This window comes from Propioniferax innocua (assembly GCF_006716235.1).
Lineage (GTDB): Bacteria > Actinomycetota > Actinomycetes > Propionibacteriales > Propionibacteriaceae > Propioniferax > Propioniferax innocua.
The window spans coordinates 34,380-55,637 of sequence record NZ_VFOR01000001.1; the positions used below are offsets into that span (position 1 = coordinate 34,380).

Below are 21,258 nucleotides of genomic sequence, written 5' to 3' on the forward strand. Positions count from 1 at the left end.
TGCTCGGTGGACCTGAGGAGGAGACGTTGAGCTCAGAACGCGCGTCCGCGCCACAGCCGAGCCGGGGCGCGTTGATGCCGGTGCTGGTGGCCGGGGTGCTCGCCATCGGAGTTGTCGTGGCCGGGATGACTGCCTACGCGGGCGTTCCCAAGTTGCCGGGGCTGGAGGGTTTCCATCTCGGCACGTCCGTGGTCGCCGGTGTGATCCATGCGGTGGGGTGGCTGGCCGCCTTGACGCTTCTGGGTCTGCTGTGTGCCGTCCTGCTCCTGAAACCGCACGCACCCGAGGGGGCTCGTGAGCTCTCCTCGGCACCGCATCCGCTGGGCAGTCACGTCGAGGGCTGGCTCGGGTGGGCGCGTGTCGCGTCGTATGTGTGGCTGGGGTCCTCGATCGTCGGTATGCCACTGGTCTCCGCCGCTGCGCTTGGCGTGCCGTTCACCTACGCGGTGTTCGGTTTCGACACCTTCCTCTCCTCATCTCAGACCGCTCAGATGTGGTTGGTGCAGACGTTGGTCGCCGCCGTCGTGGCGGCTCTGGTGACGTTCGGGCGAACCATCGGCGGATTGACCGTGGCCGGTTACCTCGTCGTTCTCGGCCTGCTTCCCTCCGTGGTGGTGGGAACGGTGTCGGTGGGGCGTGACCATGACTTCGCCACCGACGCCGCCCTGGTGGCCTCGCTCGGGCTGAGCGCGTGGGCTGCGATGGCTCTTGGCGTCCTGCTCGCCGGTTCGGGCAGTGAGACCGACACAGATATGGTCACCGCGACGCAGCGCCACCAGTGGGTGAGTCTGCCTGCACTGCTCGTGGTCGTGGCCGGCGGTCTGGTGGTGTCGTGGCAGGGGCTCGCAGGGGAGTCTCCGACCGGGAACATCTTCGGCGTCCTGCACCTGACGGCCGCCGCCGCGCTGGTTCTCGCCATCGTGAACTGGTTCGTGCGGTTGGGCCTGGCCCCGACCGCACGGTTGCGTTCGATCGGCATCGACGTGGTGTTGCTGGGCATCGCCATCGGCGCCGATGTCGCCGCGAATCTGGTGGCGCCGCCGCGCTATGCGGTTCCGCAGAGTATCCAGGAGAACTACCTCGGCTACACCGTGGATCATGCTCCGACGCTGGCCACCCTGCTGGGACCGGGACGTCCCAACGTGTTCTTCGTGACCGTGACGGTGCTGGCATTGGGCCTGTACTGGTTCGGCTATCTGCGTCTGCGTCGCCGCGGCATCGACTGGCCGGTGTCGCGTCTGGCGCTGTGGACGCTTGGGTGGGCGGTCATGTTCGCGGTGAGCGCGACCGGCCTGTGGAAGTTCTCCGGCGCGATGTTCAGCGTGCACATGGGGGTGCACATGTCGGTGAACATGGTCGCGCCGGTCCTGATCGTGATGGGCGCCCCCATCACCCTGGCGCTGCGCGTCCTACCCTCCCACCGGGGCAGCGCGACGCCCGGCCCACGCGAGGTGCTCGCAGCGCTGCTGGCGTGGCGTCCACTCAACTACCTGATGCACCCGCTGGCGGTGTGGCTGTATTTCGTCACCGCGTTCTACGGGCTGTACTTCTCCTCACTGTTCGACTGGGCGATGCGTTACCACTGGGCCCACCAGTTCATGAACGTGCACTTCATGTTCACCGGCCTGCTCTTCTACGGGCTCGTGATCGGTGCCGACAAGCCCCCGCGGCCGTTGCCGTACGTCGGCAAGATCGGTTTCCTGTTCTCGGCCATGCCGTTCCATGCCTTCTTCGCCGTGGGCATCCTGTCCAGCCCGGCCCTGCTCGCTCCGACGTTCTATCCGTCACTGGATATCGCATGGATGGGAGACCTGCTCGCCGACCAGAACCTCGGCGGCCAGATCACGTGGGCCACCGGCGAGATCCCGATGCTCATGGTGATCATCGCCCTGGTCTTCCAGTGGGTGAAGGAGGACACCCGCGACGCCAAACGCAAGGACCGCGCCATGGACTCCGGGCTCGACGACTCCTTCGAGGCCTACAACGCCATGCTGCAGCAGCTCAGTGAGCAGCACGGTGGCGCCCGACGCGGACCCCAGGACGAGAGCGACCGATGAGCGAACACACACCGACGATCGAATTGGACGTGGGCGGCATGACATGTGCTGCGTGCGCGTCTCGTGTCGAGAAGAAACTGAACAAGCTCGAGGGCGTCACCGCGACGGTGAACTATGCCACCGAGCGGGCCGTCGTCAGCGGCAGCGACGACGTGGCCAGCCTCGTGGCCACCGTCGAGAAGGCCGGCTACACCGCAGCCGAGGCCACCGAGGACTCCGACTTCCATGAGACCGCCAGCGCCGACCGTGTGGCGAGCCTGCGTCGACGCCTCGCGTTGGCGGCGGTGATCACCCTGCCGTTGGGCAACCTCACCATCGTGCTGGCCCTGGTCGAGAGCCTCCGGTTCCCGATGTGGCAGTGGCTGTGTGTGGCGCTCGCGATTCCGGTCGTGTTCTGGTGCGCGCTCCCGTTCCACAAGGCCACGTGGCGGAACCTCCGGCACGGATCGTTCTCGATGGACACGCTCGTGTCGTTGGGGGTCCTCTCGGCCTTCACCTGGTCGGTGGTCACGATCATCTGGAGCGCGGAGGACACCGAGGGGTACTGGCTCGGTTATGGCATCACCCCTGGTGGTGCGGACGCGATCTATCTGGAGGTCGCCGCAGCCGTCACCACGTTCCTGCTGTCGGGGCGCTATTTCGAGGCGCGGGCACGACGCTCGGCCCGCGACGTCCTTGGTGCGTTGAATGCGTTGACGCCCGACACGGTACGGATCCTGGAGGACGGTGAGGACGGGCCGACGGAACGCATCGTGCCCATCGGACGCCTGCGCGCCGGTGATCGCTTCGTGGTGCGCCCCGGGGAACGCATCGCCACCGACGGCACGGTGGTGGAGGGCACCACGGCGATCGACACCTCGATGATGACCGGTGAGCCGGTCCCGGCGGAGATCATCGATGGTGGCACGGTCCTGGGCGGCACGATCAATCTGACCGGACGCATCGTGGTGCGGGCTGATCGCGTCGGTGCCCACACCCAGGTGGCACAGATGGCCGTGTTGGCCGAGCAGGCCCAGGCCCGCAAGGCGAAGATGCAGACGCTCGTGGACAAGGTCGTGAGCGTCTTCGTGCCCGTGGTCATCGCTTTGGCACTGTTGACATTGCTGGGTTGGTTTGCCGCCGGGGCGGGGCCGCGTCATGCGTTCTCGGCCGCCATGTCGGTGCTCATCATCGCCTGCCCGTGTGCGTTGGGGTTGGCGACGCCGACCGCGCTCATGGTCGGTGTTGGCCGTGGCGGGCAGTTGGGCATCCTCATCAAGGGGCAGGACGCACTGGAGGCCAGCGGCGCCATCGACACCGTGGTCCTCGACAAGACCGGAACCCTCACCACCGGAACCATGGCGTGCCTGGAGGTGGCGGCGACCGGTGGGTGGTCCGAGGACGATCTGCTGATGCTCGCTGCGGCCGTCGAGGAGCATTCGGAACATCCGGTGGCGCGTGCGGTGTGCCGACGGGCCGAGGAACAGGGCGTCTCCGACGCCGCCCTCACGCAGAAGGTGACCGGTTTCGAAGCACATCCGGGGCGGGGTGTCAGCGCCGGACTCCCATGGAACGGGGCCGAGGTGAATGTGCGCATCGGCAATCAGGCCTTTGCCGGCGTCGATCCCGCTCCGGTGCAGGAAACGCTCGACGCAGCCGCCGCGGCGGGCCGCACCGCGATGCTCGTGGTGGTCGATGACGCCCTGGTGGGCTGCCTCGTGGTGGCCGATGAGATCAAGCCCTCGGCTCCAGGTGCGGTGGCGGCGCTGAAGTCGATGGGGTTGCGCACGGTCCTGCTCACCGGTGACACCGAGGCGGCTGCGCGGCACGTCGCCGACCGGATCGGTATCGATGATGTGGTGGCCGGAGTGCTGCCCACCGAGAAGGCGTCGACGATCGAGCGTCTGCAGGGGGAGGGGACGGAACGTCACCGCGTGGCGATGGTCGGCGATGGCATCAACGATGCCGCAGCTCTCGCCAGCGCCGACCTCGGGCTGGCCGTGGTGTCGGGCACCGAGATCGCCATGAAGTCGGCCGACATCATCCTGGTGCGGCAGCACCTCGGCGTCGTACCCGATGCGATCGGGCTCGCGCGGCGGACCCTGCGCACCATCCGCGGCAACCTGGTGTGGGCCTTCGCCTACAACGTGGCGGCCATCCCGCTGGCTGCGGCAGGCCTGCTCAACCCGCTCATCGCCGGGCTCGCGATGAGCCTGTCGTCGGTGTTCGTGGTGAGCAACAGCCTGCGGCTGCGTGGCTTCAACTCCAGCAGTTGAGATCGGAGTCCTGAAATTTGTGGAGAACCACGAAGCCCTAGGTGTACTGACCGGGGACGTTGGTCAATCGTGAGATGGGCGGCTGGTAGTCGCAGGCCGTGTGCGGCCGGTGGTGGTTGTACTGGTGGAGCCAGTCAGTGAGTGCGTCGCGACGCTCCTGCTCACTGATGTAGCAGCGAGCGTAAGCCCATCCGTCGGCCATTGTGCGATGGAAGCGTTCGACCTTGCCGTTGGTTTGCGGCCAGTAGGGGCGGGTCCACTTCGGGGTGATGGACAGCGCCTCGCAGGTGTCGCGCCACAGGTGCGAGCGGTAGGCACCGCCATCGGCGGATGTTCCCGAACTTCTTCACGTCTACATGGACGAGGGAGCCAGGGTAGCGGTGTTCGTACCGGCGAACTAGCTCGCCAGTGGCGCGGTCGAGGTAAGCAAGTCGGTTCAATCGAGCCGAGCGCAGGATGCGGTGCACGGTCGATGGAGCGACACCGACGCGCACGGCGAGCTGAACCGGTCCTTCTCGCAGCCTCATTCGCAGGCTGATACAGCGCTTCGTGACCGCGAGCGATGTCTTGGTCGGTGAGTTCTTCGGGCGCGAGGACCTGTCCTGCATGGACTCGCCGGACACATAGCGGTCGACCCAACGCTTCACGGTGGGCCACGACACCTGGAACCGGGCTGCGATCTCGCTGATCGGCCATCCTTCGTCGACGACGAGGCGGGCGACCTTGAGTCGGTGGCGAGGTGTGAGAGCGGCGTTCGCGTGCGTCGTCATCGGACCGGATCCCACTGGAAGCGCCACCGGCCGACGAGAGCAGCGACAGCGAGTACAACGCACAGAAGAAACACCGGCATGATCATGGCGGCTAGTGGGTCGCCGTCCCACGCGTGTTGAGCGGCTTCGACGAACCAACGGACGGGTGAGTACTGAACGATCTGCTGAATCGCCGACGGCATCGCCGTCAATGGGGTAAAGGCTCCGGATGTGAGCATGAGCAGGATCATGAGCACGTTCCCTATGCCCGTAGCGGCTGTGGCGGAGGGATAGAGCGCCGCAAGCGCGCAACCCACTGCGAGGAAGGTGCTGAGCCCGATGAGGCACACGGTCAGGACACCTGGGACGTGGCTAGGCATGGGCACCCCGAAAACCCCGATCCCAATCGCCAAAGCGGTGAGCATGCCCGCAATACCTACGACGAAGTGCACGGTGAGGCTCGCTGCGATGAAGGTGGAACGACGCAGCGGCGTAAGACTCAGGCGTCGGAGTGCGCCCGTGTCACGAAGGGTCAGCATCGCCACGGGCACTTGGAGGACCCCGGTCATGGCGAGAACAAGAGAGGCGAAGGCGGGCAGGGTCGCATCGAGGAAGCCCTGTCCACCGAACTCCGGTCGCGGATCGTTGCCGAAGATCGCACCCAAGGCCAGCACCAAAACCGGCGCGAAGGCGAAAGAGAAGAACAGACCTACAGGGTCGCGGCGCTGGGAGCGCCATAGGGCTTTGAGAAGGGCTCGATATGCGTTCATGCCGCCTGCTCCTCGGTGGTGATGGTTCGACCGGTGAGGGCCAGAAAGACGTCTTCAAGGCCGGGAGTCGTCGTGCTCATGCTCGTTACGGTGATGCGGTGTGCCGCCAGTGCAGCAAGGACGTCCTGCAGCCCGTCCGCAGCGCCGCGGATGGTCAGTTCCCGTCCCTCTGTTCGAGCGCTGGTCACGCCAGGAACTCCGGTGAGGTCGAACTCTGCGCTAGGCGACGCCGACAGGATGAGCTTCGCCGTGGTGTCACCGGCATGTTGCTGGATGAGGGAAGTCACTGTGTCCAAAGCAATCAACCGGCCGTGGTCGATGATTGCTACGCGGTCGCATAGCCGTTCGGCCTCCTCCATGTAGTGGGTTGTGAGAACGACCGTTGCACCGCCATCGCGGACGTGCTCGACGGTGTCCCACATGTTTCGACGTGACTGAGGGTCGAGAGCGGTGGTGAGCTCGTCCAAGAAAGCGAGCCGGGGGCGGTTGATCAACGCGAGGGCGACGAACACTCGTTGGCGCTCCCCACCCGAGAGCCTGTCAACGCGGGTGTTGGCCTTGTCCTTGATCCCCAGATCCGTCAACAGTTCGCGCCAAGGCCGCGGGCGCTCGTAGAAGGCGGAATAGAGCTCGAGGGCGTCCTGCACAGTGAGGCGAGGTGGCAGGGCCGCGCTTTGCAGCTGGACCCCAATTTGCTGAGCCAACGAGTGCTGGTCCCGCACGGGGTCGAAGCCGAGCACCTCGACGCGCCCAGACGAAGGGCGGTCCAGTCCTTCCATGCAGTTCAACAGGGTCGTCTTACCAGCACCATTCGGGCCCACCACCCCGAAGACCTCTCCTTCACGGACCTCGAAGGAGACGTCTTCGAGGGCAGTGAAGCTGCCGAAGTTGCGGCTGACAGCCGCACAGCTCACGACGTTCTTCATCCCTCATCACCCTCTGAGTCCACGGGGGTCTGATGGCCAGGCATCGCCTGCATGACGATCTGATCGAGCGTCTCCTGGCGCATCAAAGCGATCCCTTGGTTCGCGTCAGCGAGGAGGAGCAGGGTGTCGCCCGGGTGGATGTCGAAGAGCTCCCGCGCGCCCTTGGGGATGACGATCTGTCCCTTGGGGCCGACCTTGACTGTCGCGGCGTACTTGCCCGGTGGGGGCGTTTGATCCATGTCCATGCTGACCTCCTAGTCGGTGCCACAAGTATAACAAGTGGCACTAACCAGGAGGTGACCTCACGGCATGTAGTCAATCAACGTGTCCGGTCAGTACACCTAGGTGGACACTGGGCATCTTGCTGGGGCTGCGGTGCTGGTTGAGCGTTTAAGTTCGTCGCTCGACCGACGAGGCCAATGGGGACCTCGCCCGACGAAAGTGATCAACGATGACCACCTCCGCATCAGCCCGTTCAGGGGCCGTGGCTGCACCACCTGGATCCAGCGCAGCACGCACACCACAGCAGCTGCGTGCCGTGTACGCCATCCTTGCCATCGCCTGCGCCGCCCTCATCTTCGACGGCTACGACATCGTCGTGTACGGAACGATCGTCTCAGGGTGGCTCGAGAACCCTTCCCTGATCGGTGAGACCACCATCACCGCCGCCCAGGCCGGCACCGTCGGTTCCTATGCACTCATCGGCGTCATGATCGGTGCGCTCGCTGCCGGCGCCATCGGGGATCACATCGGACGCCGCCGCATGGTGTTGGCCAGCATCGCTTGGTTCTCCATCGGCATGGCCCTGACCGCGACCTCTCCCAACCTTGCCTTCTTCTCGGTGATGCGACTGCTCACCGGTCTTGGGCTGGGCTCGCTCCTGGCCGTGCTCGGTGCTCTGGTCGCCGAGTTCGCTCCCACAGACCGGAAGAACCAGTTCAATGCCATCGTCTATTCCGGCATCCCCGCCGGTGGCGTCGTGGCGTCGCTGGTCGCCCTGGTGGTGCTGGCGCCGTTCGGTTGGCGCACGCTGTTCATGATCGGTGCCCTTCCCCTGGTGACGCTGCTGCCGCTGGCGTTCTACTTCATCCCCGAATCGCCCAAATGGCTCGAGACGCGTGGACGTCGGGACGAGGCCGAGAAGATCGCCGCGCTCACCGGTGTGGCACTAGAGCCCATGGGCACACCCGCGCCGGAGGTCGGAGCCGTTCCCGAGAAAGTGGGGTTCGCCGGTCTGTTCGGCTCACGCCTGGCGATTCCGACGCTGCTGCTCGGCATGATGTCGTTCTCCGGCCTGCTGTTGACCTATGGGCTGAACACGTGGCTGCCGAAGATCATGCAGGGCTATGACAAGGGTGAGCAATACTCGCTGTTCTTCCTGCTGCTGCTCAACGCCGGTGCCGTGATCGGCGGGCTGGCGGCGGCCTGGGCTGCCGACCGTTTCTTCGGCCCGCAGAAGACGATCGTGTTCACGTTCTTCCTCGCCGCGCTCACGCTGTTCGGCATGACCTTCCGGTTCCCGGATCTGATCCTGTTCGCGTTCATCTTCATCGCCGGTACCGGAACATTGGGAACGCAGGTTCTGATCTACGGCAAAGTCTCCAACTTCTACGCCACGAAGGTCCGTGCCGCAGGCGTCGCATGGTGTGCCGGCTTCGGACGTCTCGGCGGCATCTTCGGCCCCGTGATCGGTGGGGCAATCGTCGGCGCCTTCGTCTCCCAGGCCGATCCCACCGCTGCCGGCCGGATCGCCTTCTGGGTGTTCGCCGGTGTGGCCATGTTGGGCGCGGTGCTCTGCGCGTTGGTCCCGCAGAAGCACTCCGAGGCCGAGCGTGAGGTCGCCGTGGCCCGGCAGGCACTCGCCGCCGATCAGCCTGTCGGCAGCGAGGCTTGAGACGTCAGTGGTCCGCAGCGGCCCGTGTGTTCGAGGTCGCAACGGGTTCGGCCGTGGCCGTGGACTCCAGATCGATCGGTTCTGGATGATCCGCGGCCATGGCCGTCGTCATGTCGGCGGGGTGGTCGGCGGGGTGGGTTGCGGACCAGCGCGGCGGCACGTAGGCGCAGGTGGGATCGGACGCGAGCAGGTCCCCGGTCACGGCGTAGGCGTGTGAACGTGAGCCGCCGCAGATCTGATTGAAATCACAGACGCCACACTTGCCGTGGAACTCGTCGGGACGCCGCAGCGAGAGCATCACCGGTGAGGTGCGGTAGATGCTCCGGAACGATTGTTCCTTGACGTTTCCGCAGTGGTGCGGGAGGAACCCCGAGGGATACACATCGCCCACATGGTCGACGAACACGAAGCCGCGGCCCGAGTTTGTGGCCAGTGGTGGGCGGGGACGCCGGTTCTCGAGCTCATCGGCGGAGACCAGCTCGAGGGTCCGGGCCATGAGCTGGTCGTAGAGCGGCCCGTGGGCCGGCTCCTGACCCGTGGCACGCTGCATCGCCACGCGTCGGAACGCCTGGGCCTCGGTGGTCTTGATGGCGATGTAACCCGAGACATCGTGGGCCCACTGCAGGACGTCCTCGTTCTCCTCCGGGCCGAGAGCTTGGAGGGCCTGTCCGCGTCCGGTCGGAACGAGGAAGAACAGGGACCACAGATGTGCGCCCATGTCTTTGACGCGCACCATGAGTTCGGGCAGTTCGGTGACGGTGCGACGGGTGACCGTGGAGTTGATCTGCAGCCGGAATCCTGCGTCGGTGGCGATACGTGCCGCGTCGAGGGTGGCGTCGAACGTGCCGGAGAAACCACGGAAGGCATCGTGGATCTCGGCGTGGGCGGCGTCCAGTGACAGGGAGAGGGCCTTGCCACCGGCGGCGCGCAGCGACGCGATGCGTTCGGGGGTGAAGTTGGCCGTCACCGAGGGGGAGAGCGCCATCGCCAGCCCGAGTTCGCTGCCATGGGTGACGAGGCGTTCGAGGTCGGCGCGTTCGAAGGGGTCGCCGCCGGTCAGGATGACGATCGGGGTCGGCCTGCCGAACTCGGCGATGTCCTCCAGCAACGCGGCTCCCTGTTCGAAGGTGAGCTGATCGGGGTGGAACCGCTTCTGCGCATCGGCACGGCAGTGTTTGCACGCGAGCTGGCAGGCGCGTGTCACCTCCCAGATGACGATGAAGGGACGATCGTCGGGATCGTGCCGGAGCTCACGGACGGCGCGGGACGCCTCCGGTCCGGGAGCCGACGGGTTCGAAGCGATGCGTGGTGGATGGCTCATCGGTGCTCCAGATCAATGGTGTGTGACCGGTCTCAGGCGTTGCGCTGTGCTTCCAGCTCGAGCACACGCGGGAACAGGATGTTGTTCTCCTTGTGGATGTGGACGTGGAGGTCGTTCTCCATCTCCTGCAGTCCATTCAGCATGGCCCGGTAGGAGCCGCAGGTGCCTTCGGGCGGTGTGTAGTCGTCGGTGAGGGTCCGGATCTCCTTGAACAGATCACCGACCAGATCGTGCTCGGCGAGCATGGCCTTGATGGGGTTTGCGAGCCTGCCGAAGGAGAAGGTGACCGGTCCGTCGGTCTTCTCCAGCTTGCTGATGGCCGGGAACAGCACACGTTCCTCCTTGGTGAGGTGGGGCTCCAGGTCGGCCACGGCCTCATGGAAGGCCTCGCGGACGCGCGTCAGCTCGGCGTGCTTGTCACCGTGGACGCGATGGACCTTGTCCACCAGCTCCCCGAGACGGGGCATCTCCTCCCACAGGTAGGCGTGGTGGGTGTCGACGATGTCGTGGGCCAGTGCGGAGTTCTCGCGGGGGTGGGTGGGTGTTGCTGCCGGGGCGTCGGGCAGGTCCAGCTCGGCTGCGATCTGTTCGGCGTCGAGACCGGCGTCGGCCGCCGCGCTGGCGAGACTGCGCTGACCGTTGCAGCAGTAATCCAGTGCGTGACGTTCGAGGATGCGTGCGCGACGGGCGTCCTGGGTGACCAGATCGGCGAGAGTGGCGGAGGTGCTGACGGTCATGGGGTCTCCTGATCGGTTCGGGGTTCTGTGTTCGGCGGGGGCACCGCGGGGGTCGCGGCGAGGGAGGTGACGAGTGCATCGCGCGCCTGGGCCCAGGCGTCATGGAGGGCGCAGGTCGTTCCCGCACCACACGGGCGGTCGTGCGCGACGCAGCGACCGTCGGCGGTGGGGCCGTCGATGGTCTCGATGATGTCGAGGACGCTGGCGGAATGAGCGGCGGGAGTGAGGCCGTAACCGCCGGTGGGGCCGGGGATCGACTGCACCCAGCCGGCCTTGACCAGTGGTCCCAGCACTTGCGGAGCGAAACCCTTGGTCGTGCCGAGCTCCTCCGCCAACGCGCTCGTCTTCAGCAGGGCTTCCTGAGCACCGAGCAGCGTCATGGCCTGGACTGCCAGTTCTGCCCGACGCGTGACTTCAAGTCTCATAGTGGATGACTATACAACCTGGGTGTGATGGTGTCTGGGTGAGGGGTTCATGGCCACGCTCTGAGCGTCGGACCTGAGGGTTTGTGGCCGACAACGGGCACAAACCCTCAGGTCTATTCGCCGGAGCTCTGTTTTTTGGGGCAGCTTCGACGGCAGATGGTGAAACGACGAAGGCCCGGGACATCGTTCGAACGATGTCCCGGGCCTTCACAAAGTGTCCGAGAGAGGACTTGAACCTCCATGCCCCTAACGGGGCACTAGCACCTCAAGCTAGCGCGTCTACCAATTCCGCCACCCGGACGTGTGCTGCCTTTGACAACCACGGAATCATAGCAGCACTGATGCGGAATGATGCAAATCGTGCGTCCCGGCTGTGTAGACGGGCGTTGATGAGGCGCTGGGTCGCTGGGGTGGCGGTGGTCAGCTGGACGGGGTCCAGGGGCGGACGTACTTGTTGCCGGGGCGTCCTTCGATGGCGAAGCGCAGCGACATTGCGTCGGCGCCGTCGATCTGTTCGCGGATGATGTCGGCGTGGCCGGCATGACGCGCGAACTCGTCGATGTGGTGGGCGAGCAGCATCCGGGTCGTGGCCTGTTCGGGCTCGAGTTGGTCCTCCCACGGCTTGGGGTCGACGGTCATCTCGGCTCCGGGGTCCAGCTCGCTGATCGCCTGCAGATACCGGTGGCGCGTCGCGTCGAAGGATTCCAGAAGATCGGTCAGTGACTCGGAATCCTGTGGGATGAAACTGCCCATGAACGCGGCGGCGCCATCGGCGCTTCCGGGTTCGGTGGTGCGGGGGACGATCTGGGCGTGCATCACCCACGTGCAGTGCTTGAGGATGCCGGCCAGGCTCAGGGCCGATCGGCATGGGCGTGATCGAGCCTGTTCATCGGTGAGGCCGTGGACGCTCGCGCGGATGGCGTCCAGCATCTCGGCGATGTAGCCGGTGAGGGTCGCCGATTCGGTGAGAAGCGCGGGATACATGGTGTCTCCTGGGTGAGTCGATCAACAACGGGTGTGGGCGTCCCGGTCGGGACGAGATCAGCATGACCTCGAAATAGGACTGATCCTGTCCGCTGGGGATGGGAGAGTGTGACCATGACCGATACGACGGGACGGGTGCTCGCTCTGCTGAGCCTTCTGGAATCCCGCCCCACCTGGAGCGGGACCGAGCTCGCCGAGCAGTTGGGCGTCACGACGCGGACCATCCGTCGTGATGTCGAACGGCTGCGCGACCTCGGTTATCCGGTTCGGGGAGAGCAGGGCGTCGATGGTGGGTATCGCCTGGGCCGCGGCATGCGTCTGCCGCCGCTCGTGCTGGGTGACGACGAGGCGGTCGCGGTGGCCCTGTGTCTGCGTATCGCGGCGACGAACGCACCCGGGCTCATGGCGGAACAGGCCCTGCGTGCACTCGCCAAACTGGATCAGGTGTTGCCGGCCAGACTCAGCGCTCGCGTCCACGCGATCGCAGAGGAGACCGAGAATCTGCCGGGGCTGCACACGCCCGTGGTCGAGGTCGAAGTGCTCACGAGTCTGGTGGCGGCCGCCCATGAACGCGTGCGCGTGCGTTTCGACTACACCGCCCGGGACGGCGCGACGACCCAACGGCACGTGCACCCGTACCGCCTAGTGACGACCGGACGGATCTGGTACCTGTTCTGCTTCGACGTCGACCGCGACGACTGGCGCACCTTCCGACTGGATCGCATGCGGTCCCTGCACGTCACGACCTTCCGGTTCGAGCCCCGTGACGGCCCCGATCCCCGCGAATACGTGCAGCAGGCGTGGGCGCGGACGCCATGGCGTCACACCGCAACGGTGACCTTCAACGCTCCCGTGACAGTGGTGCGGGGCCGCATCCCCGAACAGTACGGACGCTGTGAGGAGCTGGACTCCGGAAGGACCCAGGTGGTGGCCGGGGCGGACGACCTCGCCGATCTCGCCCACCATCTCGCGTGGGCCGCCTTGGATCTCAGAACCTCGCTCGAGGTGGTGGAACCCGCAGAACTGAATGAGGAACTGCGCCAGCTGGGGGAGCAGATCGCGTCTTTCGCCCGATGAGCCGAAGACGCACCGAGATGGCCTCCGGTCGGAGACGATGGGGAGAACCGGGCCGAATGGACATGCGACGAGAGGACCCATCATGACCAACCCCGACCTCACCCACATCGAATTCCTGCTCGGTCGCTCCGGGTCGATGCGGTCCATCGCCGACGATGTCCGCGGTGGTTTCGACACCTTCATGGAGAAGCAGCGTGCCGAGGCGGGACCACGCCTCGTTCAGCGAGGAAGAACGGGAAGCCGCCGGCGGTGACAGCGCCGACTCCTGATCTGAGGCTTCAGACGGATGATCGTCCCGCCACGTGTGGTCAGTCCGCCCCGTGCCGTGCCGGCATCGGTCCACCCGAGATGTCGTCGAGGGCCTCGGCGATCTGGTGGGGAAGCGTCAGCTCCTCCACAGTGAGGCATTCGGCGAGCTGACGCGTCGTGCGTGCCCCGAGCAGGGGAGCGGTGACGCCAGGGACGTCCCGCACCCACGCGAGCGCCACCTGCAGCGGCGTCCACCCCAGACCGTCGGCGGCCTTCGCGACGGCGTCCACCACGGTGCGGGAACGGGCCTCGAGGTACTCCTCGACGAACCAGGAAAACCGCCCGGCGCCACGGGAATCCCGAGGCACCCCGCCGCGGTACTTGCCGGTGAGCACGCCGCGTCCGAGCGGAGACCACGGGAAGAACCCGAGCTCATTGGCGCGCACGGCGGGGAGGATCTCCACCTCGGCACGTCGGGCGAGCAGGGAATACTCCACCTGGGCCGAGGAGAGCGGGACGCGCGTCTGATCGGCCCGCTGCCAGGTCGCGGCCTGGGCGGTCTGCCAGCCCACGAAGTTCGACACACCGACGTAGCGGGCCTTGCCCGATTCCACCGCGTGATCGAGCGTCGCGAGCGTCTCCTCGAGCGGCGTCTCACCCCACGCATGGATCTGCCACAGATCCACGTGATCGGTCCTGAGTCGGCGCAGCGATGCCTCCAGGTCGCTCATGAGGGTGCGGCGGGAGTTGTCGATGACACGCTCGCCGTTGCGCTGCACGAACCCGGCCTTGGTGGCGATGACCAGGTCGTCACGCACGAAGTCACGGGCGATGAGTTCTCCGATGGTCGCCTCGGCGGCACCGTTGCCATAGGCGGCGGCGGTGTCGATCAGATTTCCACCGGCCTCGACGTAGGTGTGCATGAGATCGCGCACCTCCGCAGGTGAGGTGTCACCGCCCCATGTCATCGTGCCCAACCCCAACCGGGAGACCTCAAGGCCCGATCGGCCCACTCGTCGCGTCTTCATCACCGGTGACCATACTTCACTCGTGCGCGGCCTTCAGCGTCGCGAGAGAATGTGCTTGTCGAGCGCGGCCTGCACAGCTGCGGTGCGGTTCTCGACCCCGAGTTTGTCGAAGATGTGCACCAGATGGGTCTTCACCGTCGCCTGGGAGATGAACAGTTCCTTGGCGATCTGGGCATTCGACGCCCCCGTTGCGATGTGTTCGAGTATCTCGATCTCACGTGTGGTCAGGGCGAAGGAAGGAGAGGTGGCACGGGCGTCGAGTCGACGTTGGACCGCAGGGGCGAAGGCCTGCTTGCCGCGTGAAGCTGCAAGGGCGGCCTGCAGGATGTCGGCGGCCGGTGCGTCCTTCAGCACATAGCCTGAAGCTCCTGCCTCCACTGCCGCCAGGATGTCGGCATCGGAGTCATAGGTGGTGACCACCAGGACCGCAGGGGCGTCGGCACGTGAGGTGATGTGCGAGGTGGCGGTGACGCCATCCATCCCGGCCATCTGCAGATCCATCAGTACGACATCGACCTCGTGACGCCCGACCTGCTCCACAGCACTCGCACCATCGGAGGCTTCGGCCACCACCTGCACGGCCTCGACACCCTCACTACGCAGGCTCGCCACCGCATCGGGTTCGGTGCAGGCGACGCGCAGGCCGGAGCGCACCACCGGATGATCATCCACCAGCAGCAGACGCAGGGTACTCATGGGGTCTCCTCGACAACGTGTGCGACAGGGATATCCGCGACAGGGACGGGGCAACGCAGGCCGATGACGGTGCCATCGCCCGGCGACGACTCCACGACGCAGACGCCGCCGACAGCCTCGGCGCGTTCGGTGATCCCGCGGATTCCGAAGCTGTCCGGGCCAGGGGCATCATCCGGGTCGAATCCGACACCGTCGTCGGCGATGTCGAGGGTGACCTCGGCGTCGGAGAACGCCACCGAGACCACCACACGGGAGGCATCGGCGTGCTGGAGCACATTCTCGGTACTCGCCTGTGCGGCGCGCAGCAGCGTCACCTCCACCTCGGTGGGAAGGGCGCGCGGAGTCCCGTCGATCCGCAGCTCCCAGCGAATCTGGGGAGTGCGCTCGCGACGCTCGATGATGAGCCGCTCCAGGGCGTCCACCAGCGATGCCGACGCCAATGCCCGGGGCGTCAGACCGCGGACGAAACGGCGCGCTTCGGCGAGATTCTCCGACGCGGTGTGCTCGGCCTGGAGCAGAAGTGCACAAGCGGTCTCCACATCGTCGGTGGGGGAGACCCGGTCCAGACAGGCACGGGCGTTCCGGGTGGTGAGCACCAGTGAGGACAGGCCCTGGGCGAGGGTGTCGTGGATCTCTCGGGCGAGCCGGGAGCGTTCGGCCAACTGCCCGGCCTCACGGTGGCTCGCGGCGAGTTCATCGCGGGTCTCCCGCAGGGCGTCCAGGGCGCGTTGTCTGCTTTCGGATTCGTCCACCAGCGCCCGATGTCCCCACGACACGAGCACGGCGACCACCGCGCCCAGCGTCGGGCCGAGGGCCACCCCGGCCGAAAGTCCACGGTCATGGCCCAATACCGCGATGGACACCAGCAGCATGCACATGATCGCCACCAGCGCGTGACGGATCCGCAGCAGCGACATGTGGCTGAAGAACAACGGAAACGACACCCACGTGAACTCCGGATTCAGCAGGAGCAACAGCGTCCACAGTGAGGTGAGAGTGGCAAGCCACCAACGGTTCGCGCGCGACTCGGGACGTTCCTCGCTGCGACGTACGCCACTGAGATAGATGAGGACGAACGCCAAGGACAGCGCCAGGCCCGTCGAGAACCGCCAACTCACCTGGTCGGGCACCAGCACCAGCCGCACGATCCCGACACCGAGCAGGCCGAGCATCGCGACCCGCATGCTCCACCGCATGACAAGGAGCACATCGGAACCCGAGACGGGGTCGGATCGCGTCACCGATGCTCCTGCAGGAACCGGGTCAACACCGCCTGGAACACCTCCGGCTGTTCGGAATGCACCCAGTGGCCGGCGTTCTTGATCGTGACGCTGCGCGTCGAAGGGAAGAGTTGCTCCATCGGAGCACGGTAGGCGTCGGTGATGTAGTCGGAATCCTGACCGCCCACCCACAGGACCGGTCCTTCATAGCGGCCCTGCTGGCCGGGCCAGGCGCCCAACCGCTCGAGTTGTTCATCCAGCAGATCCAGGTTCATCTGCCAGCGCCACGGCCGATCACCATTGCCGGTGCGGCGGAGGTTCTGGAGCAGGAAGGAACGGATCACTTCGCCGGGCACCGCCACCTGGAGGTTTGCATCGGCTTCTGAGCGCCCCGACAGTTCGTCGAGATCGATGGAAGCCATGGCTTTGACGTAGGTGCGGAAATGACGCGCCAGCTCGTAGTTCACCGGAGACATGTCGACCACGACCAGTGACTTCACGAGCTCGGGGTGTCGCAGTGCGATGAGCATGGCGATCTTGCCGCCCAGGGAGTGCCCCACCAGATGCGTTGCCTCGGCCGTATCCAAGTGCAGACGCAGAGTCTTCGCCACTTCATCGGCCCAGTCGAGCAGATCGACGCTGCTCGACCAGTCCGAGCGTCCATGGTTGGGCATGTCGATCAACAGTGACCGGAACGGCGGGTCGGTTTGTTCCAACCCGCGGGCCGAGGTGGTCCAGTTCTTGCCCTGACCGAACAGCCCGTGGCAGAACGCCACCAAGGGTGCGGGCTTCTCGCCGTGCGAGATCGTGTGCAAGAACATGGGGCTCCCTCTCCTTTGAATCCTCTCCACCCAGACGTGCTGAACAGGCAGGTCAGCGTCCCCAACAGTGGGTGTGCCAGTGGCGACGTTCATCGATCGCAGCGGCCGACCCGAGGGACGCCTCCTGTGGCCACACCACGACGTGCGCGATGCCTGGGGAGATGTCGTGATCGCACCCCGGGCACACGTACCTCTTCTCCGACCGCCCCGCAGGAATCGCGCGCACGAACCACTCACCGGACGCCCGGGTCACCGCCTGGGGGTGGTGGCTCCCGAGCGGCCGGTGAGGGCGTGCGTGCTTGCTGCGGCGACGGCGGTTGGGCATGTCAGCGTGCGCGGAGCTCCGTCAGGGCCGCCTGTGGGTCATCGGCCTGGGCAAGCTGCTCAAGGAGCAACACCGGACGGTGAGCCGGCTGCGCGGTCTCGGCGTACAGCTTCTCCTGCCGTCGCAGCACCTCGACCGGACCGATCTCGGCCAGCAGGTCGAACGGTTTGGGCATGCGGCAGCCGAGCGACATGCCGGTGTCGATGTCATCCGGGCGTGCGTAATTGGTTTGCACCATGCGCAGTACCTCGTTGAGGTACTCGGCAGTCAGCCGACCAGCCAGTTCATCGTGTCGGGTGACCGGGGGCTCGGCGATGAGTGGCCCGTGATCGGCGCCCTCGACGTAGTCGTAGAAACCACGCCCGGACTTGCGTCCCATCAAGCCAGCGGCACACATCTGACGCAGTAGCGGCGCTGGGGCGTGCAGCGGGTTCTTGGTCTCGTCGTACATGTATTCGCACACCGCGAGGATGACGTCATTACCGATGAGGTCCGAGAGGGTCAACGGACCCATGGGATTACCGACTTCGACCATGGCCTCATCGAGCTGTTCGCGGGTGGCGAACCCCTCGTCGTAGTGGCGGATGGCTGACGCGAGATATGGGATCAGCAACGCGTTCACCACGAAACCGGCACGGTCACCGCAGACGATCGGCGTCTTGCCGCATGAGGCCAGCAGATGTGCCACCGCCTCGGTCCTGCTGGCGTCGGTGTGCACGGTCCGGATAATCTCCACGAGTTTCTGCACCGGCGCGGGGTTGAAGAAATGGAGACCGATGACGCGCTCGGGGTTCTGCGTCGCCGCGGCGATCTGCGTGACCGAGAGCGATGATGTGTTGGTCGCGAGAATGGCGTGCTCGGACGTCATGGCGTCGATATCGCGGAAGATCTCGCGTTTGAGATCCAGATTCTCGTTCACGGCCTCGACCACGAGATCGGCCCCCGAGACGTCGGAGCGGTCGGTGGACCAAGTGATGTGACCAAGCAGTGCGTCACGCTCGGCTTCGGTGATCTTGTTCTTGGCGAGTGCCCGGTCGGTGGACTTGGTGATGATGCCGCGGCCACGCTCCAGCGCCTGGTCGTTGTATTCGATGCCGATCACGTCGAGTCCTGCGCGGGCGAAGACCTCGACGATGCCTGCGCCCATGGTGCCCAGTCCGATCACGGCGACATTGCTGATGTTCTGGTGGGTTTTCTGTGTAGCTGTCACGGCGCCGAGTGTACGGGGGAGCAGCACGTCGTGCAGAGTGCCCACGATGAGGCTTGGTGGTGGTGCGGATGCGTGCCTAAACTCGCGGGGTGCGCCTAGTGATTGCCCGCTGTCAGGTCGACTACGCCGGACGTCTGACCGCTCATCTGCCCCCGGCCCGCCGTCTCATCCTGGTCAAGGCCGACGGCTCGGTCTCGGTCCATGCCGATGACCGAGCGTACAAGCCGCTGAACTGGATGAGCCCACCATGCAGCCTCACCGAACGTGAGCCCGTTGCCGAGGACGCGCTGGATCAGGATTGGGAAAGCGTGTGGGAGGTCACCGGCAAGGACGGCGACAGCCTGCGGATCTGCCTGTCGGATGTGGAGCTGGATTCCGAACACGAACTGGGCGTCGATCCCGGCCTGGTCAAGGACGGCGTTGAGGCACACCTACAGGAGTTGCTCGCCGAACACCCCGAGACGTTCGGTGAGGGGTGGACGCTCGTTCGTCGCGAGTACCCGACGGCGATTGGTCCGGTTGATCTGATGTGCCGCACCCCCGACGGAGCCCATGTGGCGATCGAGGTGAAACGCCGTGGTGAGATCGACGGCGTCGAACAGTTGACGCGTTATCTCGAGCTGCTGAACCGTGACCCTCTGCTGGGTGAGGTACGTGGCATCTTCGCCGCACAGTTGATAAAACCGCAGGCGCGGGTGCTCGCCGGCGACCGCGGCATCGACTGCCGACTCGTCGATTACGACGAGTTGCGCGGCATGGATGATTCCGAGGATCGGCTGTTCTGATCAGCGGCCGCGGGGTCAGCGGCGGCCTCGGGATCATCGTGCTCGAGTGCGTCGAGATCGATATCGGGGAAATCGGTTGCGGTCTGCGTCGCCATGCTCGAAAGGCTGCGCAGCTGGGCCATGATGGCCTTCTTGCGCTGCAGCAGTAGTTCGTTCTCGCGACGCAGTGCCTCGGTCTTGACCGCAGCCCGGTTCTCGGCCGAGTGGAGCATCTCACTGGCGCGCTTCTGGGCCGCGGTCATGGCGAGTTCGGCCTCGCGGGCTGCGTGCAGTTTGACCTGCTCGGCGGTGGCCAGGGCATCATTGCGGATCTTCTGGGCCTGTTCGAGGCTTTCGGTGACCTGCGCACGCGCCTGTTCCTGATTGGCGCTGGCTTCGCCCAGAACACGACGGGCATGTTCGTCGGCCTCGGACTGCTCGCTGCGCAGCCGTGCGAGCAGTTGGTCCCGTTCGGTCGCGGAGGTTGCGCGCAGATCGGCGGCGTCCTTCTCGGCGGACTGTCGTATCGAGGCGGCCTCCAACCGGGCGGCCTCGAGCATGCCCGACGCCTTGCGTTCGGCCTCGGCGTTGATCGCGGCGGCACTTTGATGCGCGGTGGTGATGAGCTGTTCGGCCTCGGATCGGGAAGCATCGAGAACCTGCTGGGCCTGCTGCTCGATCGTGGCGCGCTGTTCACGCAGACCACTGGCGGCGGCGATCTTGATGTCTTCGGCCTCGCGCTCGGCCAGGTCCAGGGACTTGCGGGCCATGCGGTTGCCCTCGGCCTTGATGCGCTCGGCCTCGGCCGCGGCACGGTCGGTGATCTCCTTGGCCTGGGCCTGTGCGATGCGAAGGATCTCGGTGGTGTGCCCGCCGAGGTCGGCGAAATCGACGTCCTTGGGTGCGGCGGCCTCGGTTCGCGCGTTCTCCACTTCACGACGCAGGGCATTTCCCTGTTCACGAAGACGGGCGTTGTCACGCTCGAGGCCCAGAACGTATTCATCCACGGCCTCGCGGTCGTAGCCCCTGCGGGTCACGGGGAAACTGCCGGCCGCGCTGGCCGTCTGATCGAACAGATTGAGCCCGGACCTATCGCTCACTAGCCCTCCACAATGATCGAAACCATGGCTGATCGCCTCGGATCAGCGGTGCTCCTCACCATACTCGTCGCGTCGAGCCATCGACGGTGGAGTGCCCCCGGAGGGATCTTGGAAGATGGCCCGGCGCGACGTGCGGCGTTGGTTTCAGGCGGCGGGCTCGACGAGCTCCAGCAGGACGCCCCGGGCATCCTTGGGATGGACGAAATTGATGCGCGAACCGCCGGTGCCGATCTTGGCCTCGGGGTACAGCAGGCGCAGGCCGTGGCCGCGCAGGACCTCGCTCACATGGTCGAGATCCTTCACGCGGTATGCGAGCTGCTGCATGCCCTGACCGTTGCGGGCCAGGAACTTGCCGATGGCGGAGTCCTCCTTCAACGGAGCGAGCAGCTGGATCTGGGCGTTTTGCTCGAGCTGTTCGCCGGTGCCGATCATGGCCTCCTCGACGCCCTGCTCCTCGTTGGTTTCACGGTGCAGCAGACGCCATCCCATCACTTTCGTGTGGAATTCGATGGCCTCGTCGAGATCGGGAACGGCGAGTCCCACATGGTCGATGCAGACGAAGAGATCGGGGTTGTCGGAGACGATGTCGCTGATGTCACTCATGAGCCCATGATCCCACCAGATACCAGTGGAACAGGTGGTGGGGCTCC

At 65.8% G+C, this 21,258-nt stretch carries 20 protein-coding genes, 1 tRNA gene and 1 pseudogene; 6 read left to right on the plus strand and 16 right to left on the minus strand.

Going from position 1 to position 21,258, the window contains the following annotated elements; genetic code table 11:
• Positions 1 to 26 precede the first annotated feature (26 nt).
• Both FB460_RS00175 and FB460_RS00180 read left to right on the plus strand, forming a co-directional pair.
• Positions 27 to 2,057: a cytochrome c oxidase assembly protein gene (locus FB460_RS00175; protein WP_170209877.1), complete on the plus strand. Its 2,031-nt coding sequence runs from the start codon at positions 27 to 29 to the stop codon at positions 2,055 to 2,057.
• Positions 2,054 to 4,312: a heavy metal translocating P-type ATPase gene (locus FB460_RS00180; protein WP_142092143.1), complete on the plus strand. Its 2,259-nt coding sequence runs from the start codon at positions 2,054 to 2,056 to the stop codon at positions 4,310 to 4,312. Before FB460_RS00175 ends, FB460_RS00180 begins: the two co-directional genes overlap by 4 nt.
• 37 nt (positions 4,313 to 4,349) lie before the next feature.
• On the opposite strand, the pseudogene FB460_RS00185 reads toward FB460_RS00180, so the two are convergent.
• The 4 genes and pseudogenes from FB460_RS00185 to FB460_RS00200 form a co-directional block, all read right to left on the minus strand.
• Positions 4,350 to 5,082 (minus strand): annotated as a pseudogene (locus tag FB460_RS00185) (integrase core domain-containing protein).
• Positions 5,079 to 5,831, minus strand: coding sequence for an ABC transporter permease (locus FB460_RS00190; protein ID WP_142092144.1), 753 nt, complete (start codon positions 5,829 to 5,831; stop codon positions 5,079 to 5,081). The pseudogene FB460_RS00185 and the gene FB460_RS00190 overlap by 4 nt, the downstream one beginning before the upstream one ends.
• The gene (locus FB460_RS00195) at positions 5,828 to 6,757 is read right to left on the minus strand and encodes an ABC transporter ATP-binding protein (protein WP_142092145.1); all 930 of its coding nucleotides are present in this window, start codon (positions 6,755 to 6,757) and stop codon (positions 5,828 to 5,830) included. The genes FB460_RS00190 and FB460_RS00195 overlap by 4 nt, the downstream gene beginning before the upstream one ends.
• A complete protein-coding gene (locus tag FB460_RS00200) occupies positions 6,754 to 7,002 on the minus strand; it encodes an AbrB/MazE/SpoVT family DNA-binding domain-containing protein (RefSeq protein ID WP_094451986.1) in 249 nt (82 codons plus the stop codon). Before FB460_RS00200 ends, FB460_RS00195 begins: the two co-directional genes overlap by 4 nt.
• Positions 7,003 to 7,208: 206 nt before the next feature.
• Here FB460_RS00200 and FB460_RS00205 point away from each other — a divergent pair, with 206 nt between their 5' ends.
• On the plus strand, positions 7,209 to 8,651 hold the full coding sequence (locus FB460_RS00205) for an MFS transporter (RefSeq protein WP_142092146.1): 1,443 nt from the start codon (positions 7,209 to 7,211) through the stop codon (positions 8,649 to 8,651).
• Between the two features lie 4 nt (positions 8,652 to 8,655).
• On the opposite strand, the gene FB460_RS00210 is transcribed toward FB460_RS00205, so the two are convergent.
• From FB460_RS00210 to FB460_RS00230, 5 genes are all read right to left on the minus strand, one after another.
• Complete coding sequence (locus tag FB460_RS00210) at positions 8,656 to 9,972, minus strand: TIGR04053 family radical SAM/SPASM domain-containing protein (RefSeq protein ID WP_142092147.1); 1,317 nt, start codon at positions 9,970 to 9,972, stop codon at positions 8,656 to 8,658.
• Positions 9,973 to 10,004: 32 nt separating this feature from the next.
• The gene (gene ric, locus FB460_RS00215; RefSeq protein WP_142092148.1) at positions 10,005 to 10,709 is read right to left on the minus strand and encodes an iron-sulfur cluster repair di-iron protein; all 705 of its coding nucleotides are present in this window, start codon (positions 10,707 to 10,709) and stop codon (positions 10,005 to 10,007) included.
• Positions 10,706 to 11,134 carry an RrF2 family transcriptional regulator gene (locus FB460_RS00220; protein WP_142092149.1) on the minus strand — a complete coding sequence of 143 codons (429 nt, stop codon included), beginning with the start codon at positions 11,132 to 11,134 and terminating at the stop codon, positions 10,706 to 10,708. Before FB460_RS00220 ends, ric begins: the two co-directional genes overlap by 4 nt.
• A 215-nt stretch (positions 11,135 to 11,349) precedes the next feature.
• Positions 11,350 to 11,435, minus strand: a tRNA-Leu gene (locus FB460_RS00225).
• Between the two features lie 119 nt (positions 11,436 to 11,554).
• Entirely contained in the window at positions 11,555 to 12,118 is a 564-nt protein-coding gene (locus FB460_RS00230; protein WP_142092150.1) for a DinB family protein, read from the minus strand.
• 114 nt (positions 12,119 to 12,232) lie between these two features.
• On the opposite strand from FB460_RS00230, the gene FB460_RS00235 reads away from it, so the two are divergent.
• On the plus strand, positions 12,233 to 13,195 hold the full coding sequence (locus FB460_RS00235) for a helix-turn-helix transcriptional regulator (protein WP_142092151.1): 963 nt from the start codon (positions 12,233 to 12,235) through the stop codon (positions 13,193 to 13,195).
• An 82-nt stretch (positions 13,196 to 13,277) separates the two neighbouring features.
• On the plus strand, positions 13,278 to 13,448 hold the full coding sequence (locus FB460_RS12965) for a hypothetical protein (RefSeq protein WP_170209878.1): 171 nt from the start codon (positions 13,278 to 13,280) through the stop codon (positions 13,446 to 13,448).
• Between the two features lie 55 nt (positions 13,449 to 13,503).
• Here FB460_RS12965 and FB460_RS00240 read toward each other — a convergent pair whose 3' ends face one another.
• The 5 genes from FB460_RS00240 to FB460_RS00265 all read right to left on the minus strand — a co-directional run bounded on the left by FB460_RS00240 (position 13,504) and on the right by FB460_RS00265 (position 18,744).
• Entirely contained in the window at positions 13,504 to 14,472 is a 969-nt protein-coding gene (locus tag FB460_RS00240) for an aldo/keto reductase (protein WP_142092152.1), read from the minus strand.
• A 33-nt stretch (positions 14,473 to 14,505) separates the two neighbouring features.
• On the minus strand, positions 14,506 to 15,168 hold the full coding sequence (locus tag FB460_RS00245; RefSeq protein WP_142092153.1) for a response regulator: 663 nt from the start codon (positions 15,166 to 15,168) through the stop codon (positions 14,506 to 14,508).
• The gene (locus FB460_RS00250) at positions 15,165 to 16,409 is read right to left on the minus strand and encodes a sensor histidine kinase (protein ID WP_142092154.1); all 1,245 of its coding nucleotides are present in this window, start codon (positions 16,407 to 16,409) and stop codon (positions 15,165 to 15,167) included. The genes FB460_RS00245 and FB460_RS00250 overlap by 4 nt, the downstream gene beginning before the upstream one ends.
• Entirely contained in the window at positions 16,406 to 17,209 is an 804-nt protein-coding gene (locus FB460_RS00255; RefSeq protein ID WP_142092155.1) for an alpha/beta fold hydrolase, read from the minus strand. The genes FB460_RS00250 and FB460_RS00255 overlap by 4 nt, the downstream gene beginning before the upstream one ends.
• A 326-nt stretch (positions 17,210 to 17,535) precedes the next feature.
• Positions 17,536 to 18,744 carry a 3-hydroxyacyl-CoA dehydrogenase gene (locus FB460_RS00265; protein ID WP_142092157.1) on the minus strand — a complete coding sequence of 403 codons (1,209 nt, stop codon included), beginning with the start codon at positions 18,742 to 18,744 and terminating at the stop codon, positions 17,536 to 17,538.
• 89 nt (positions 18,745 to 18,833) lie between these two features.
• Here FB460_RS00265 and nucS point away from each other — a divergent pair, with 89 nt between their 5' ends.
• Positions 18,834 to 19,529 carry an endonuclease NucS gene (gene nucS / locus FB460_RS00270; RefSeq protein ID WP_142092158.1) on the plus strand — a complete coding sequence of 232 codons (696 nt, stop codon included), beginning with the start codon at positions 18,834 to 18,836 and terminating at the stop codon, positions 19,527 to 19,529.
• Here nucS and FB460_RS00275 read toward each other — a convergent pair.
• Together FB460_RS00275 and mce are read right to left on the minus strand one after the other, a co-directional pair.
• Positions 19,481 to 20,608, minus strand: coding sequence for a DivIVA domain-containing protein (locus FB460_RS00275; protein ID WP_142092159.1), 1,128 nt, complete (start codon positions 20,606 to 20,608; stop codon positions 19,481 to 19,483). The two genes, nucS and FB460_RS00275, sit on opposite strands and share 49 nt — an antisense overlap.
• 144 nt (positions 20,609 to 20,752) lie before the next feature.
• Positions 20,753 to 21,211, minus strand: coding sequence for a methylmalonyl-CoA epimerase (gene mce, locus FB460_RS00280; RefSeq protein ID WP_142092160.1), 459 nt, complete (start codon positions 21,209 to 21,211; stop codon positions 20,753 to 20,755).
• Positions 21,212 to 21,258 lie beyond the last annotated feature (47 nt).